The organism is Flavobacterium sp. UMI-01 (genome assembly GCF_019656315.1).
In the GTDB taxonomy this organism is placed as follows: Bacteria; Bacteroidota; Bacteroidia; order Flavobacteriales; family Flavobacteriaceae; genus Flavobacterium.
The window spans coordinates 389,672-406,864 of the sequence record NZ_BPLU01000038.1 but is presented as its reverse complement, the minus strand read 5'-3'; the positions used below and the strand labels follow the sequence as shown (position 1 = coordinate 406,864).

10 protein-coding genes are annotated in these 17,193 nt (G+C 36.5%); 9 read left to right on the top strand and 1 reads right to left on the bottom strand.

Translation table 11 applies throughout. The features are described 5' to 3' along the window. The first annotated feature begins 5 nt into the window (after positions 1–5). The 5 genes from K5R64_RS12185 to K5R64_RS12165 all read left to right on the top strand — a co-directional run bounded on the left by K5R64_RS12185 (position 6) and on the right by K5R64_RS12165 (position 7,022). The gene (locus tag K5R64_RS12185) at positions 6–1,283 is read left to right on the top strand and encodes a glycoside hydrolase (protein WP_220763782.1); all 1,278 of its coding nucleotides are present in this window, start codon (positions 6–8) and stop codon (positions 1,281–1,283) included. Positions 1,284–1,341: 58 nt separating this feature from the next. Continuing rightward, positions 1,342–2,457 (top strand): glycoside hydrolase family protein, encoded by a 1,116-nt coding sequence (locus K5R64_RS12180; protein WP_220763781.1) that lies wholly within the window; start codon positions 1,342–1,344, stop codon positions 2,455–2,457. Continuing rightward, positions 2,457–3,905 carry a sulfatase gene (locus K5R64_RS12175; protein ID WP_255580369.1) on the top strand — a complete coding sequence of 483 codons (1,449 nt, stop codon included), beginning with the start codon at positions 2,457–2,459 and terminating at the stop codon, positions 3,903–3,905. Before K5R64_RS12180 ends, K5R64_RS12175 begins: the two co-directional genes overlap by 1 nt. A 190-nt stretch (positions 3,906–4,095) precedes the next feature. Continuing rightward, complete coding sequence (locus K5R64_RS12170; RefSeq protein WP_220763780.1) at positions 4,096–5,970, top strand: sulfatase-like hydrolase/transferase; 1,875 nt, start codon at positions 4,096–4,098, stop codon at positions 5,968–5,970. A 59-nt stretch (positions 5,971–6,029) separates the two neighbouring features. Further along, entirely contained in the window at positions 6,030–7,022 is a 993-nt protein-coding gene (locus tag K5R64_RS12165) for a glycoside hydrolase family protein (RefSeq protein ID WP_220763779.1), read from the top strand. Between the two features lie 105 nt (positions 7,023–7,127). Here the strand turns inward: K5R64_RS12165 and K5R64_RS12160 are convergent, their stop codons facing one another. After that, positions 7,128–8,273 (bottom strand): hypothetical protein, encoded by a 1,146-nt coding sequence (locus K5R64_RS12160; RefSeq protein WP_220763777.1) that lies wholly within the window; start codon positions 8,271–8,273, stop codon positions 7,128–7,130. Positions 8,274–8,467: 194 nt separating this feature from the next. Between K5R64_RS12160 and K5R64_RS12155 the strand changes: the two genes are divergently transcribed. The 4 genes from K5R64_RS12155 to K5R64_RS12140 are packed head-to-tail and all read left to right on the top strand — an operon-like array spanning position 8,468 to position 17,175. After that, complete coding sequence (locus tag K5R64_RS12155; RefSeq protein WP_220763775.1) at positions 8,468–11,320, top strand: glycoside hydrolase family 2 TIM barrel-domain containing protein; 2,853 nt, start codon at positions 8,468–8,470, stop codon at positions 11,318–11,320. 37 nt (positions 11,321–11,357) lie between these two features. After that, positions 11,358–13,343, top strand: coding sequence for a right-handed parallel beta-helix repeat-containing protein (locus K5R64_RS12150; RefSeq protein ID WP_220763773.1), 1,986 nt, complete (start codon positions 11,358–11,360; stop codon positions 13,341–13,343). An 8-nt stretch (positions 13,344–13,351) separates the two neighbouring features. Continuing rightward, positions 13,352–14,641 (top strand): family 43 glycosylhydrolase, encoded by a 1,290-nt coding sequence (locus tag K5R64_RS12145; RefSeq protein ID WP_220763771.1) that lies wholly within the window; start codon positions 13,352–13,354, stop codon positions 14,639–14,641. A 29-nt stretch (positions 14,642–14,670) separates the two neighbouring features. Beyond that, positions 14,671–17,175 carry a sugar-binding domain-containing protein gene (locus K5R64_RS12140; RefSeq protein ID WP_220763769.1) on the top strand — a complete coding sequence of 835 codons (2,505 nt, stop codon included), beginning with the start codon at positions 14,671–14,673 and terminating at the stop codon, positions 17,173–17,175. The last annotated feature ends 18 nt before the right edge of the window (positions 17,176–17,193 follow it).

Genomic DNA, 17,193 nt, shown 5'->3' with positions numbered 1-17,193 from the left:
AAGAAATGAAAAGTAAAATTATTATTGCATTAATAGGAAGTGTTTTAGTGTCCTGTTCTGCAAAACTAGATACTTCTTTCAAAAAGAAATCAATTAGTGTTTTTCCATTCAAAATGCCTACTGAGAAACCTAACATTCCATTAAGCACATCCTCTGAGCGTATGTTTGAATATTCAACCCCTAGGGTTCAGGATAATGAATTGTTTTCACAATTTAAGTACACCAGATTAAAAGGATTTGATTACAACAACGGGGATGGAACCATTTCTCGTCGTGACCCTTCAAGACCTATCTTGGTGAATGGTAAGTATTATATTTGGTACACAAAACGACATACAACTGTTCCTCCAATAGGTTGGGATCGTGCTGCTGAGGCTACGGATGTAATCCCATCAACAGACTGGGACTTATGTGATATTTGGTATGCAACAAGTACCGATGGTATTACTTGGGAAGAAAAAGGAGTTGCAGTGTCAAGACCTGCGAAACCACAATCGGGCTGGCGTTCTGTAGCTACTCCTGATATATTAGTTTGGAAAGGGAAGTATTATTTATACTACCAAGCCTTTGATGAACCTAGCGGACTTAGAGGTGATTTATGTCCTGTTTCCGTTTCTTACTCTGATTCGCCTGATGGACCATGGATACACGGAGGTGATAAAGTAATTCCTTTTGGAAAAGAAGGCGAGTGGGATCAAAACGCAACACATGATCCACATCCTATAGTTTACAAGGGTAAAATTTATATTTATTACAAAGCCGCTTATAACAAATGGCCAAACGATAGGTCACATTATGCCGTAGGTCATGGAGTAGTAATTGGAGAAGATCCTTTAGGTCCTTTCAAAAAACATCCATTAAATCCTGTTATGCAGTCAGGTCATGAAACTACCTATTTTCCATTTAAGGGAGGGGTTGCTGCTTTGGCAATTAAAGATGGTAACGAACGTGAAACGATGCAGTATTCAGAGGATGGAGTAAATTTCAAAATTGCAGCAGGATTGTCATTAACCCCTACTGCGGCAGCTCCTTTTTGTCCAGACGCTTTTACTAATTCAGGTAATGGAAGAGGATTTACTTGGGGATTGTGTCATTTTGTTAATGCTGGAACACCTCAAAAAAGTTATTCCATTATGGCTCGTTTCGATTGTGATTTAAGTTTGGACTATAATGAACCCGCCTTCAAAGACACTGGTGTTTGGCATAGGCCCGAAGTTTATTTTGCACAAGGTGTAGAATCTATGTATGAGCATCCAGAAGGCCGTGGCGTGAAAAAAAAGTAGTCTTTTTTATATTGGATTATTAAAGAAATAAATACCATCATTAATATAAAACAAAGGAATGAATAAATCAACTTTATGGTCACTTGTAATCACTTCAATGGTGTTGATTTCTTGTGGTAAAAAAAACACCAAAACCAGTTCGACTATCAGTCCCGATTTCAAAATAGAATTTGGAAAAGTGGCCTCAAAATCGGTTTTTAGCGAAAAAGGAATGAGCGTTTGGGGAGGTTCATTAATCAAAGGAGATGATAATTTGTATCATTTGTTTTATTCCCGATGGCCAGAAGCTCCAGGCTGGATTTGGGTTTCACATTCAGAGATTGCTCATGCGGTTTCTACTTCTCCTTTTGGTCCTTTTAAATTTAAAAATGTAGCGCTTCCCGCAAGAGGAGCACATTATTGGGACGGTTTAGTGACGCACAACCCTACAATTATAAAAGCCAAAGGCAAATATTATTTGTATTATATGGGAAATACAGGTGACGGCAAAATTCTAGGAGTTCCTGGTAAAGAAGAATTGAACTGGGTACATCGTAACAACCAACGGATTGGAGTTGCGGTAGCTGATGATCCCAATGGTACATTTAAAAGATTTGACAAACCCTTAATCGATATAAGCAGTGATGATAATGCTTCAGATGCATTGATGACTTCTAATCCTTCCATTTGTCAACGACCTGATGGCGGTTTTACTTTAATCTATAAAGGAGTGGGTAAAAAATTTCCGTTGCCTAGTGGAGGCCCTGTGGTACATATGGTTGCCACATCCGACAGCCCAACAGGCCCTTTTGTTAAATCAGAAAAATTAGTTTTTCATTTTGAAGGCGAACGATTTCCAGCCGAGGATCCTTATATCTGGTATCAAGACGGTAGGTACAGAGCCATCGTCAAACGAATTAAGGATACAGGTAAAAGTCGAATATTCTCACTGGTGCAATTTGATTCTGAAAACGGAATCGACTGGCAACCTTCTAAACATCACGAAATTTCGGAACGTGTTGTACAATGGGAAAACGGAAAGGTACAACAGTTTACTCACCTGGAACGTCCTCAAGTATATATCGAAAACGGAAAACCAATTGCCTTACTTTGCGCTGCAGATACCTTGGATGCGAATAAAGTAAGACACTCATTTAATATCCAAATTCCACTAATTATCAAAAAAGTTAAATAATGAAGTATTTTATAAGTAGTATTTTTTCAATGGTGTTCCTGTTGATGTTAGGAAGCAATGGTTTGGCTCAAAACCGCCCTAATGTTTTATGGATAAATGCCGATGATTTAGGGATAGAATTAGGTTGCTACGGCAATCCAGATGTAAAAACACCTAATATTGACCGCTTGGCCAAACAAGGAATTTTATATAAAAGAGCCTATGCCAATGCTCCCATTTGCTCGCCAAGTCGCTCTTCGATGATTACAGGTATGTATCCGCCAAGTGCAAACAGTCATGACCATAGAACCATAAACATGACTCGTTTGCCTCAGGGAATTGCACCCATAACCACTTATTTTAAAGCGCAAGGTTATTTTTGTACCAATGGGAATTCACATAATATGGCAAAGGGAGGAAAAGAGGATTTTAATTTTTTGTCAGAGAACCTTTTTGATGGAACCGATTGGAAACAACGAGCCAAAGACCAACCCTTTTTTGCTCAGGTTCAAATTCATGAACCCCACCGCGATTTTGTCCGTGACAAAGAAAATCCTGTGGCAGCTGATAAAGTGCATTTGCCCGAATGTTATCCTGATTACCCCATTATACGAGCCGACTGGGCTTTGTATCTAGAAAGTGTTCAAGAATGCGACAAACAAGTAGGGCTTATTTTAGATCGATTGGAAAAAGAAGGATTGGCGGATAATACCATTGTATTTTTCTTTGGCGACAATGGGCGTCCGCATTTGCGCGACAAACAGTTTTTGTATGAAGGCGGTTTGAGAGTCCCTCTGATAGTGCGTTACCCCAATCATTTTAAACCAAAAGTAGAGAAAGAAAAATTGGTTAGTTTAGTCGATGTCACCGCTACTTCTTTGTCATTAGCAGGAATAGCATCCCCAACTCATTTACAAGGAACCGTATTTTTAGGACAAAAAGCTCAACAAATAAAATACGTTTACGGTTTCAGAGACCGTGCTGGTGATGCAGTTGAAAATATGCGTAGCATTTGCAATGGACGATACAAACTCATCTGGAATCGAACAGCTGACCGTCCTTGGATGCAATTGAGTAGTTACAAAAAAGCCCAATATCCTGCTTTTTCTTTGTATAACGTATTGTATAAAAAAGGAGCCTTAGCAGCACCATTCAATCAGTTTATGGCAGCTACCAAGCCTGTGATTGAATTGTATGATCTTAAAAAAGATTCAATGGAGTTCAATAATCTAGCCGAGTTAAAAAAACATCAAAAGATAAAAGACCAATTGTTTCAGCAACTTTCGACCCAAATGGTAGCTTTCGAAAAAAATAGGATTCCAGAGGATGAAAAAACAATTGAAAAAGCCAAAGCCTCTTCTTTAAAATATTATGAGCAACAAATAAAGACACATAATCCTGCCTTTACAGCTGATACTTCAGATGAAAAATTGTTGCAAGATTGGGAAAATCGATTGTTGAAAAAATAAAATTAGGATGAGTCTAGCTGGGAAAAATATACTGATTTTTTTAAATCAAAAAGTGAAACTGAGATATAGTTGTGTCATTTTTTTAATAATTTTTCGCATCAGTTCAATTTTAATTAAAGTTTCGAATTGCTATCATAAATAAAAATCATTGTAAATAGCTGATCTTATGTACTAAAATAACAAATATAATATGTGTCAAAAAAATCAAGTTAATTATTTAAAAGCTATAGTATTTGTTTTATTCATTTTTGGTATCACATCGAATATACATGCACAAAAAACGCCCAATATATTGTGGATTATTACTGATGATCACAGGGCGGATGCTTTAGAATGTTTTAATGAAGCCACTACTGGAAAAACAGAAAGTTCATTAGGATTTGTACTGTCTCCTCATATAAACAAATTGGCAAAAGAAGGGGTTTTGTTTACCAAAGCTTTTTGTAATTCACCTATGTGTACACCATCAAGAGCATCGATGCAATCGGGGAGGTATCCTTTTCGTTCAGGGCATTACAAATTTAGTTCTCACCAACAAGCTGATTTTGTAAAACCAACTATTTCTCAAATATTGAAAACTAAGGGGTACAATACTGCCGTTTTTGGAAAATTAGGAATGAATATTCGAAAGAATTTTGATAATAAAATGAATTCCGCCACTGATTTTTATGACCTTGTTATTCAATTTGAAACAGATTTACAAAGAAATGGTTTAGGGGATATTTTTAACAGTAGTGGTAAGTATGAGTTTCCAGACGGAATTTTAAGTCCAATAAAAACAGAAGAAACTATTATCTATCCTAATGGAATCTCAAAAACATATATCACCCAATTGCGTGACGGTTCAATTCCAGCTGAAGACTTAAAGCAAAAACTTGCCGTTGAAAAAGAATTTGACATTTTGAGAGCTTATACACGCATCAATAAGGGATTGATTTTAGGAGGTGTAAATCCTTATCCTGCAGGTAAAACCGTAGATGGCAATATTGTAAAAGAATTTAGAAATTATCTCGAAAATAGTAACCAACAATATACGACTCTTTTTGGCAAAAAAGTGGATGGTGCTGATAGTCAAAAACCTGTTTTTATTAATCTAGGATTTCATTTACCCCATTCACCAGTACTCCCTCCTAAAGAATATAGAGACCTCTTTAAAAATAAAAAATACAAACTTCCTGAATTTTCAACTGATGAACTTTCTAATTTTCCACCGCAGTTAGTGACTTTGTATAATGAATGTAAAACCGATCAATTTACCGATAAAGAAAAACTACAAGCTATAAGAGACTACTATGCTTTTTGCGCTTACGGTGACGCTTTGATAGGAGAGTCTGTACAAGCGTTTAAAGATTATTGCAAAAAAAATGACCAAGAATATCTTATTGTATTTACTGTGGGTGATCACGGTTGGCATTTAGGGGAGCAAGGTATTATGGCTAAATTTGGTCCGTGGAAGCAATCCGTTCACAATGCAGCCATTGTAGTTTCAAGTGATAAAACAAAATATCCACAGGGGAAAGTAATTCATGATATTGTAGAGTTCGTTGATTTTGCCCCCACTATTTTAGCTGGTGCCAATATTGCACTTCATACTAAAGATTACGACTATCTTGATGGCTATAATTTGGCCGATGTAATTACAAATAAAACTGTAAAACGGGATTATGCTATTGGGGAGTTAAATGTTGTATGCGGTCACCGTGCCTATATACGCACGAATGATTTTGTTTTTTCAATGCGATCTAGAGACAAATGGGATGACTCTAAAGCGCCATTTCTAAATGATGATATTACTTGGGCATTAACTTGTGACCGTCCAAAAGCAGATATGGCATTATATGATTTGCGCAACGATCCTGATGAGAAAAATAATTTAGCCAATAGCCCACAATATATAAAACTCGCCGATTGGTTTCGAAATAAATTGGGTACTATTGTCCTAGGTGACGGAAGAGTAGAATGTGATTGGACGAAACCTAACAGTTATAATATTAGCAATTTTGCTAGTGGTTCCGATGACAAAAAACTTAATATACCCCCTACCATTATTCCTGAAATTAAATAGACTTGATTTAGATGGAGTATCGCCTAAAAATCGGAAAAGCTGTTTGTAAAAAAAAAGATATGAAAAAAATTAGTGTGTTTGTTCTACTAGTAATCTTTGGTTGTAAAACAACAAAAATAGACGATGATTTCAAACTAAATTTTAAAAAAGTACCAATATCTGCTAAGTTCGAAAACGAAAGTAAGAGTATATGGGGGGCTTCTATTGTTAAAGGAGACGATAAACTGTACCATATGTATTATTCTAGATGGGATAAAAAGTTAGGTTGGGCTTGGGTCACTCATTCTGAAATCGCCCATGCGGTTTCCAAAAGTCCGTTGGGGCCGTGGAAACATAAAGATGTAGCGTTATCCATTCGAGGGGCTAATTATTGGGATGGCTTATGTACTCACAATCCGACAGTTCACAAATACAATGGGAAATACTACTTGTATTATATGGGGAATACAGGAGATGGAAAAGCGATGGGGAACAAATTAAACCCCATTCATCGAAACAACCAACGCATTGGTGTAGCCATTGCCGATAATCCAAACGGACCTTGGCAACGATTAGACAACCCTATTATTGATGTGAGCCCAAACCCAGAAGCAATGGATGCTTTAATGGTAAGTAATCCTTCAATAACTCAAAAACCAGACGGAACTTACTTGATGGTTTATAAGGCTGTTGGAAAAAAGAAGCCAGGTATTATGGGTGGTCCCGTAGTGCATTGTGTAGCCACATCGAATAATCCATCAGGGCCATTCAAAAAGTATGATAAACCAGTTTTCTTGGCAGAAGGATATGATTTCCCTGCCGAAGATCCTTTTATATGGTACCAAAAAGGGAAATACAGAGCCATTCTGAAAGATATGCATGGTGCTTTTACCAAAGAAGGGAAAGCATTGGTATTATTTGAATCGAATGATGGTTATGATTGGAAATTATCCAAAAATGCTTTGGTTTCTAAATTAGAAATTCATTGGGCAGATGGGAATCTTCAAAAAGTAGAACATTTGGAAAGACCGCAATTGTATATTGAAAATGGTGTGCCAAAAGTATTGCTTTGAGCTTCAGATAGTCTTGACGAAAATGATGTTTTACAGTCTTTTAATGTTCAAATTCCGTTGAAATAAGGACTTTAAGAAAAAGCGGTTTTTAAATTTTATAAAAAATTAAAAACGAACAACCTTCTCTAGTTTTATATTCGTGTTGGTTCTACTTTGTCCTTTGACCTTGAAAATAGCGGTAAAATATTTTTTGTTCTTCAAATGTTGTTTGGTAAACTTTTCAATGCTATCCTGATTAGTAAAGAACTCCACAGTGGCACTAACCCCAATGTCATGCTGAGAAAAAAAGACAAAGTGTTCGGTGTCGTTGTTATTGGGGTATTTTGAGACAATAGCATATTCAAGAGTGTCTTTTGGAGAACTTAGATCAAAGGTTTCGTTTTTAAACTGCGGATGATTGGTTAAGTAAAGGACATTTTCTTTTAATTTAAAATAAGGATTCGCTTCGTTAAAGAAAGGAATGAATTGACTATTATTTTTACTAGGTCCCACATAAATAGCATTTCCTTCTTTGATTTCAACAATCGAACTTTGAGTTGAAAAACGAATGGTAAAATCGTGCTGGTAGTTTTGATAAAATCGTTCCAATTGCTGGGTAGCTAATATTCCCATTTTGGTGCTATATGAAAAATCAGAAGGTTTAATTTGTTTTTTAAGCTCTGGGTATTGGTCTAATAGTTTATAAAAGTCGGTATAGTTGTTAATACTAAAATCTCTGGTCCAGCCTTTTCCATGGGTTATTGTATTGCCGATGATTCCAAAATGATCACCTATAAACAAATTAGTGATTTTATCTTGGTTAAGAAAATTGCTCCATAGTTCTGGTTTTTGAGCTGGTATTTGGTTGAAAATAAGGATTATTATTGCGATGCCTAATCCTATATAAGGCACAGCAATTTTTTTGTCAATTTTCCTTTTAATCTTTTTTTCTTTTTTAAAAAAGCGAATGTGATATTGTCCTTTGTCAATGGTTAGTTGCCAAGGGTCATCTTGTCCTTCTTCTTCATAGTAAGAAGCAATTTTTTTTCTCAAATTATAAACATTCACACGAACTCTGGGATTGGTTTTGTCCGAGTTTTGAGAGCCTCCAAAAAAATCAATATCAATGGTAGCTTCCTTAATTGCGCTTTTGTTTTGAGTGGCCTCAAAAAGGTATTGAAGTAGCGCACTACTTGTAGGTGCATTCTTAAAAGTATTGCTTTTTTTTAGTTTTGATATGATTTCGAGCTTCTCACTTTCTGATAAAGTCATCTTGGTTATGTTGTTGGTTGGTAGTCGGTTAGGTTTTGGTTTAACCGTTATAAGTACAGTTAAAGCTGGGTTAAAGTTATAAAAAGATAATGAATTAGATAGCTTTGACTAATTGATTTTAAAAATCTACTGAAATCCTATTGGATGATAGTAGTTCTACTATACTTATTAATTTTTAATACTATTACAACTTTATGAAAAAGCTGGCTTTAGCACTGGTGTTTTTAGGAATGAGCTTTGTGTCATTAAAAGCACAATCTCTTAAAAATACCTCAAATAACAAAACCGAAATTCAGTATTTATCTGGAATCGATAAAGACCATATGGTGGACTGGGATTTCTTTTGTTCTGAAGGAAATAATAGCGGGAAATGGACCACAATTGGCGTGCCTTCTTGTTGGGAATTACAGGGATTTGGTGGTTATAACTACGGACACGATGGACGAGATAAGACCAAAAAAATACACAAAGAATATGGTTTGTACAAGCGTTCTTTTTTTGCTCCTTTACAATGGAAAAACAATGAAGTTAAGATTGTTTTTGAAGGCGTAATGACGGATGCCGAGGTAAAAATCAACGGAAAACTAGCAGGAGAAATTCACCAAGGCGCTTTTTATGAATTCAAATATACGATTAGCGAACTTTTAAAATACGGTAAAGAAAATTTACTAGAAGTAAAAGTAAATAAGGTGTCGTCCAATACTTCCATTAATTTTGCCGAGCGTGATGCTGATTTTTGGATTTTTGGCGGAATTTATCGTCCCGTTTATCTTGAAATTGTACCAAAAGACTTTATGGATCGTATAGCAGTTAATGCTAAAGCGGATGGTACTATTGAAATGGATGTTTTTTCTGCTTCTAAAAAAGCAACTGGAGTGCAACTGTTTTTATCCGACCTAAAAGGGAATAAAATTCAGGATTTACCGCTCGATAGCATGAATTTTAAAAATGGTAAATGGTCTATTGCTACTAAGGCAAAGAACGTAAAAACCTGGAATCCTGAAAAACCGAATCTTTACTTATTAAACGTAGCCCTTGTAGATAAAAGTAAAAAAGTATTGCACAGCCTTACCGAACGCATTGGTTTTAGAACGGTTGAAATCAAAGCTGGCGATGGCATCTATGTTAATGGACAGCGAATCAAATTCAAAGGAGTGAATCGTCATTCTTTTTATCCATCATCAGGAAGAACCACCTCTAAAGCATTAAGTATAGCTCATGTAAAAATGATGAAAGATATGAATATGAATGCAGTTCGTATGTCACATTATCCGCCTGATGTTCATTTTTTAGAAGTTTGTGATTCCTTAGGTTTATTTGTTATTGATGAAGTATGTACTTGGCATTCTCCTCATTTGGATACTAAAGTAGGCGAAAAAATTGTAAAAGAAACCGTTGTTAGAGATGTTAACCATCCTTCGATTTTATTATGGGCAAATGGAAATGAAACGGGTTGGAATACAGAATTGGATGATGATTATGCCATCTGGGATATTCAAAAAAGAGAGGTTTTGCATCCGTGGAATATTTTTAATAAAACCAATACCATGCATTATCCAAGTTATCATGTGTTTGCTTATGATGGGTACGCCAAAGACAAAATATATTTCCCAACTGAATTTCTGCACGGATTATACGATGGGGGGCATGGAGCAGGTTTAGAAGATTATTGGAAACAAATGTGGAATATGCCTTTATCGGCTGGAGGATTTTTATGGGATTTTGCAGATGAAGCGGTAGTTCGTACCGATAAAAACGGATTTTTGGATGCCGATGGAAACCACGCCGCTGATGGGATTGTAGGCCCTTATGGCGAGAAAGAAGCGAGTTATTTTACCATCAAACAGATTTGGTCTCCCATATACCTAGAAGATCGTTTTATTAAAAATGATTTCAATGGTGTTTTTAGGGTAGAAAATCGTTATCATTTTACAAATTTAGAGGAGTGCAAAATCACGGCTAAGTGGGTTCAATTTGAAGGACCTAAAGGTTCTAGTAAATTAAATGTTTTAGCACAATCGAACGTAGTTTTACCTAGTTTGAAACCGAGCGAAAAAGGAACATTCACTGTAGCCTTACCAACGAATTGGCAAACAGCTGATGCATTGTACTTAACAGCAATAGATGCCACTGGAATGGAAATTTTTACTTGGAGTTACCCAGTAAAGACACCACAACAACTGAATACAAGGATTATAGCTAAGTCTAACAATGGAGCTATTAAAATGGTTAAAGACAACGGTCAAATAATCGTAGAGGCTGCTGGCATACGCTATGTTTTTTCAGATAAAACAAGTTTGTTGCAAGAGGTGAAAAAAGAAGGGAAACTAATTCCGTTTCATAATGGGCCTATCATTTTAGGACATAAGGATAAAATCATTTCACTAACAACCAACACTCAAAAGGATAAGATTGAGATTCTTACGGTTTTCGAATTAAAAGACAAATCTCCTGATTGGGCTTCGCATAAAGAGTTGAGTTCTGATCAAATAAAATGGACAATTCATTCTAATGGTTTGTTGGATTTAGAAGTTCAAATAAAAGGAAAAAAGCAAGTAACCGATTATAAAGGAATTACATTTTCATTTCCTGAATCAGAAGTCAGCGGTATGAAATGGCTAGGTGATGGTCCGTACAGAGTGTGGCGAAATAGGATGAAAGGAACGCAGTTTAAAGTTTGGGAGAATGATTATAACAATACCGTGACTGGAGAGTCTGGATTTGTTTATCCTGAATTTAAAGGTTTTTTCTCAAGTTTGTATTGGGCGACTGTAAAAGGGAAAAACAATAATGGCTTTACCATTTATTGTCATTCACCACATACGTTCTTGCGAATGCTTACCCCACAAAACCCTACACCAAAAGAGGATCCTAAAGGACGATTGTCGCCTAAATTTCCTCAAGGAGATATTTCCTTTGTGAAAAACATACCTGCTATTGGAACTAAATTTCAAGAAGGGGACAAAATGGGGCCTCAAGGCAATTCTGAAAATTATTTTGGAAATGATGATGAGCCTATTGTCCTTCATTTAACATTTGAATTTTAACAACAATCTATTAACTAAACCAAAAAAAACAGAAATAATGAAAAAAAACAGTCTAGTATTTTTTCTATTCTTGATAGCTATAAATGCTTTCTCCAAAGAATATCATGTTGATGGACGTAATACATCAGCTGGTGATGGTTCGGTTGCAAATCCGTTCCAAACCATCACACAGGCGGCTAACATAATGGTCAAAGGAGATGTATGTTATATTCACCAAGGAACCTATCGTGAAAACATTGTTCCTAAAAATTCGGGTACGGCCTCAAAACCAATACTGTTTACTTGTTTTGAAAAGGATATTGTAATAATATCGGCTACTGAGCAAATGAAGGATTGGAAGAAATACTCGGGAAATATTTATAAAAAATCGGATGTGAATTTGGTTTTAGGAGATGGGAATAATGTGTATCACAATCAAAAAAAGATGCAAATTGCCCGTTGGCCTAATGACTCAGACCAGAATGAATACACACTCGATGCCAAATATATTGATATTACTAAGGGCAATTACTCGATGTCTTTTATTAGCAATAACGAAATCCCAAATATCGACTGGACAGGTGGAAGTATTCATTATTTAGGAGCGCATAGTGGGTGTAGTTGGGAACGTACTATTACTCAGTATGACAAGGATTCACACCGAGTTTATTTTGAGGAATTGCCTAACAATTGGCCTTTTGGAGAAACCCACAGTCCCAAACGTTTAGAAAACGGTCATCGAGGAATTTTCTATCTCATGAATAAATTAGAAGCGCTTGATGCACCACGGGAATGGTATTATGATGAAAAAAACAAAGCGCTTTATTTCTATGCTCCGGAGGGAAAAAATCCTAATGAAGACTTGGTTGAGGCTGCTGCTCGTGTTCATACCGCCATCCTTGACAAAGATTATATTCAGTTGAAAGGCCTTAATTTTTTTGGTGGAATGATTACCATTACGGGAAATCATAATAAAATCAGTAATTGTATGGTAAAACATGGGGCAGAACGTTTGATAACCAATTTAAAAGGGGCTGCTTTACCAGATGCCGCTATTCAAGTCTTAAAAGGAAGTCACAACCTAATCGAGAAATCAGTTTTAGAAAATGGAACTTTAAATGGCATTTACTTAGGTAGTCAAGCTGAAGATAGCAGGGTCGAAAATTGTATTGTTCAATATTTTAATACCATAGGCTTACACGCGCAATTGTTGAATAGTGGAGGAGCTCGCGCTAAGATTTTCAAAAATTCATTTTATGGTTCGGCAAGAGATGGTGTAAAAGTTACGGGTGATGATAGTGAGTTTGCTTACAATCACGTTCAAAAAAGTTTAATTTCAGGAGCCGATGGAGGCTTGTTTTATGTAACAGGTAACAGTATTCCCAAAAATATTAGTTTACATCACAACTGGTTTCATGATGCTTATGCTGCACCACATGCAGGGAAAAAAGCAACGGGTATTTACCTTGACAATAATGCGGCTGGCTATATCGTCCATCACAATGTCGTTTGGGATGTGGAATGGGGTGGTTTGCATTTTAACTGGACAGCAGTCAAAAATGAAATATACAACAATACTTTTTGGAATACTGGGGTTGCTGAACAATCGCTGATTGATAGCTGGGTACCTAAAAGAGATGGAGTTCAGACCAATGTTAAAGACAATACACTCTACAATAATATTTCAGATGTTCGCCCTTGGTGGCATTCTGGTGATGGGGGGAAATACAGAGTGGATGAAAAAGAATACGAAGGTCCTGAAGCCGACAATGATTTTAAAAACAACCAGCAATATGCAACGCTTCCTTTTAGTGTTGAAAAAGGTAAGATGTTTGCTCCTTTGGCCAATTCACCGCTAATTGATAAAGGACTTAAAATTAAAAAAGTAACCGATGGTTACAAAGGGAATGCCCCTGACATGGGTGCTTATGAGTATGGAGAAGCCATTTGGATTCCTGGAGTCGATTGGACACCTACTGGTTTTGCGTGGATTCCTGGAACCGATTACAAGAAAGTGGAATTTATAAATAAAGCTAAAAAATAAATTGAAAAATGAAAAAAGCCTATATACTATTGTTTGGATTGGTTCTTTTTACGGGTTTGATTAATGCTCAAAAGAAGGATAAATCTACTAAAAAAGCAGATACTGAAGCATTTCCTTTTTTTATAACAAAAACAAAGCCTAATCGTCCATTAAGTGCAGCTGTAGCACGTAATTATGATGCTTATGAAGCCGTTCGACCGGAGCAAAATGAGTTGTACACCCAATTCAAATATACCAAGCTCAAAGGATTTGATTACAACAATGGCGATGGAACCATTACACGACGTGATCCTTCCAAAGTGATATTCGAAAACGGAAAATACTATCTATGGTACACCTATAGAAATACGCCCGTGAAGCCCGTGGGGATGGCGAGAGCCAAAGAAGCTACGGAAACCATTCCGTCTTCTGATTGGGATTTGTCTGAAATTTGGTATGCAACTTCAGATGATGGTTTTACTTGGAAAGAAGAAGGAGTTGCAGTGCCGCGTCCTCCAAAACCACAACCCGGCTGGCGCTCTGTAACAACTACCGATATTTTGAAATGGAAAGGGAAATATTATTTGTATTATCAAGCGTTTATGGAAGCAAGCGGTTTACGTGGCGACTTTTGTCCTGTGGCGGTTTCCTATGCTGATTCTCCTGACGGACCATGGACAGCAGCTAACCAAGTGGTAATACCAAATGGACCTGAGGGAGCTTGGGATCAATATTCAATTCACGACCCCTACCCATTAGTACATGATGGAAAAATTTACCTCTATTACAAAGCTGATTTTGATAAACGCCCCGAGTTAAATCCTTCTAAAATAAGAATGCAAGGCGTGGCCATTGCAGACAATCCACTAGGACCCTTTATCAAACATCCATTGAACCCTGTGCTTAATTCGGGACATGAAACCACTTTGTTCCCTTTTAGAGAAGGTGTTGCGGCCATTGTTCAGCGTGATGGAATGGAGCATAATACCATTCAATATGCCAAAGATTGGATCAATTTTGAAATAGCATCAATAACAGAATTATTACCCGTTGCTGCAGGTCCTTTTGTGCCAGATGCTTTTACAGATACGAAAAACGGTCAAGGAATCACTTGGGGAATTTCGCATTTTATTAATGCCGGTGGAAACTGGAATCATACAGAGTTGGCGCGTTTTGATTGTGATTTAAGTCTTGAAGTGGATGACCAAGGAATGAAAGAGCATTATTACCAATACAGTCCTGAGTTTCACTACACGCACAAATTGAGTGCTAAACAATTGGAACGCATCAAACAACAAACTGAAAAATTAAAAAAATAATTATTCACTTAACTAACCAAACAACCAAAATGAATTTTTTACGTACCCTAACCATAATAGTATTGTTGCTGTTTACTAGTGTTTCTATAGCACAACAGCAAAATGCTCAACGATTGATTCATGATTTGAGTGGTCATTTATGGAAACTACAAGGAACCTTGCCAGGACGTGGTATGGAAGAAAAGTTTCCAGAGATAAGCTACGATCATATGGGAGATGCTTTAAACTGGGCACCTGCTCAGGTTCCTGGTGATGTTTTTACTGATTTATGGCGAATTGGTCGTATTGAAGATCCACATTTTGGTCGAAATAGTGTCAAAGCTAAATGGGTTAATGAATATGAATGGTGGTATTTGCGCATTTTCAATGTACCCAAAGAAATGGAAGGCAAAAATATTGAACTAAATTTCGAGGGAGTTGATTATGCTTGTGATGTGTATTTAAACGGTATTTTACTAGGCTCTCATGAAGGAATGTTTACGCCCTTTTCGTTTGATATTACAAAACTCATAAGTTTAGAACAATACAAAAGAGGTCGTAATGTTTTGGCGGTTCGTTTACATCCAGCACCCCGAAGATATAGTCAGGTAGCTGGTAAAAAACCAGCATGGCATGGAGATTATTGGGTGGACTTAGTACCTACAGGAATATGGAAACCCGTAAAGTTAATGGCTTATGATAAAGCAAAAATTGATCAGGTTTATGTAGAAACTAAGGTAAATCTAAAAAAGCAATCGGCTGATTTGGATATTCATCTAGAAATTGAACATTCCGGGACTGTGGCCTCCAATGTGGAGCTTGAGATTGAAGTACAGGGAGAGAATTTCAAATCCAAAGTGTACAAAACGACAAAAACCACTAGTTTAAAACCTGGTAAAAATGAACTTAAAATTCCCCTTACCATTGCTGATGCAAAACTTTGGTATCCATGGGATTTAGGAGATCAAAACCTATATATCGCAAAAATCACGGTCAAAAATGACAACAAAGTACTTGATGCGAATGATAAACTCTTTGGAATTAGAGAACTAAAAATGGAGATGAATCTAGGATTTACCAAACAAGAAGTTGAAAATCCTTGGACTGTAATGATTAATGGGAAACGTCATTTTATTCGTTCGGGTACTTGGGGCGGACCACCAGATATTTTCTTCGGTCGTGCTACTAAGGAAAAATACCAAGAATTTATTCGCTTGGCCAAATCGGCTAATTTTAATAATCTCAGAATATTTGGATGGCATCCTACTGAAATTGAATATTTCTATGAATTATGTAACCGCGAAGGAATCACTGTTTGGCAAGATATTTTGCCCATTGCAAGTTTGTCGTTACCCAAGGGAGAAGCCTATAAAAAATCGCTATTCGCTGATGCTATTTCAGTAGTAAAACAATTGCGTAACCATCCTTGTATGGTGATTATTGAGGGAGGAGAGGAAATCCTAATGACCGCCTCTGACCCTGTTTATAATCTTAATTTTATGAAAGAATTAGGAGAGGTTGTCAAACCGTATTCGAATCTTCATTATGTGCCCGTTTCTCCTTTGAGTGACCATGTAGGAATCAAATTAGGTTTTAAACCAAACGAAAGTGTACATGCTAATGGCTTGTTTTACAGCGAAGGTAGGATTAATACAGAGAAGTTTTTTAACAAACAAAATTTTGCTGTGGTACCAGAATTAGCTATTTCTTCGTGCCCAAATGTATCGAGTATTAAAAAATTTATTCCAGAAAATGAATTGTGGCCTCCTGGACCGAGTTGGGGGCACCATTGGACAGATTTTGATGTGTTTAGAACGCTTAATTTTGATGCTTTAAACACTGAAGCTACGGGAAGTATGCAAGAATTTGTAGATGCAACTCAAATTGCCCAAGGGGTTATTTTTCAGTATGGATTAGAATATTATAGACGAAGAAAACCAAAGTCTAGTGCCATCAGTATCTGTCATTTTATCACTTTTGCACCTGATATGAAATGGGGAATTGTTGATTATTACCAGCAACCTAAATTATCCTATGATTATGTAAAAAGAGCTTATCAGCCAGTCTTAGTTAGTTTAGAACACGAACGTAGAAGATGGTTGCCAGCGGAGCAGTTTGAAGGGAAAATATGGGTGGTTAATGATTTGTACCAAGATTTTAAAAACTGTAAAGCCGAAATCATTTTTATGGATAATAACCATAAAGAAGTGAAGCGAGAAACATTCAGTTTTGGTGACATTAAAGGGGATAGCGCAACTAAATTTGTTACTGTAAATTGTAAAGTTCCCGGGAAATTGGGTGATAAATTTTATGTTAATTTGAGTTTAAAAGACGTCACAGGTAAAGCTATTTCAGAAAATAAATACCTTCTATTAGTGGGAGACGAAAAAGTTGATTTGCCTAAGTTAAGAGCAATAGGACAAGAAGCTATTTCTAAAAAAGAAAAATATGGTTCTCATAATTATTTACGTTATTTCGAAAGCTTAAATGGGGCAGCAGGTGTCAAACAAGCCGATGAGAAACAGCCATTTGTGAAAGAATTTGATAATAAATAACGGACTGAAAACGTCTAA

Bases quoted from the DNA above. Each gene is read 5' to 3' on its own strand.
- K5R64_RS12145 (WP_220763771.1), top strand. From the start codon at position 13,352: ATGAAAAAAGCCTATATACTATTGTTTGGATTGGTTCTTTTTACGGGT.
- K5R64_RS12165 (WP_220763779.1), top strand. From the start codon at position 6,030: ATGAAAAAAATTAGTGTGTTTGTTCTACTAGTAATCTTTGGTTGTAAA.
- K5R64_RS12185 (WP_220763782.1), top strand. From the start codon at position 6: ATGAAAAGTAAAATTATTATTGCATTAATAGGAAGTGTTTTAGTGTCC.
- K5R64_RS12170 (WP_220763780.1), top strand. From the start codon at position 4,096: ATGTGTCAAAAAAATCAAGTTAATTATTTAAAAGCTATAGTATTTGTT.
- K5R64_RS12155 (WP_220763775.1), top strand. From the start codon at position 8,468: ATGAAAAAGCTGGCTTTAGCACTGGTGTTTTTAGGAATGAGCTTTGTG.
- K5R64_RS12140 (WP_220763769.1), top strand. From the start codon at position 14,671: ATGAATTTTTTACGTACCCTAACCATAATAGTATTGTTGCTGTTTACT.
- K5R64_RS12175 (WP_255580369.1), top strand. From the start codon at position 2,457: ATGAAGTATTTTATAAGTAGTATTTTTTCAATGGTGTTCCTGTTGATG.
- K5R64_RS12160 (WP_220763777.1), bottom strand. From the start codon at position 8,273: ATGACTTTATCAGAAAGTGAGAAGCTCGAAATCATATCAAAACTAAAA.
- K5R64_RS12150 (WP_220763773.1), top strand. From the start codon at position 11,358: ATGAAAAAAAACAGTCTAGTATTTTTTCTATTCTTGATAGCTATAAAT.
- K5R64_RS12180 (WP_220763781.1), top strand. From the start codon at position 1,342: ATGAATAAATCAACTTTATGGTCACTTGTAATCACTTCAATGGTGTTG.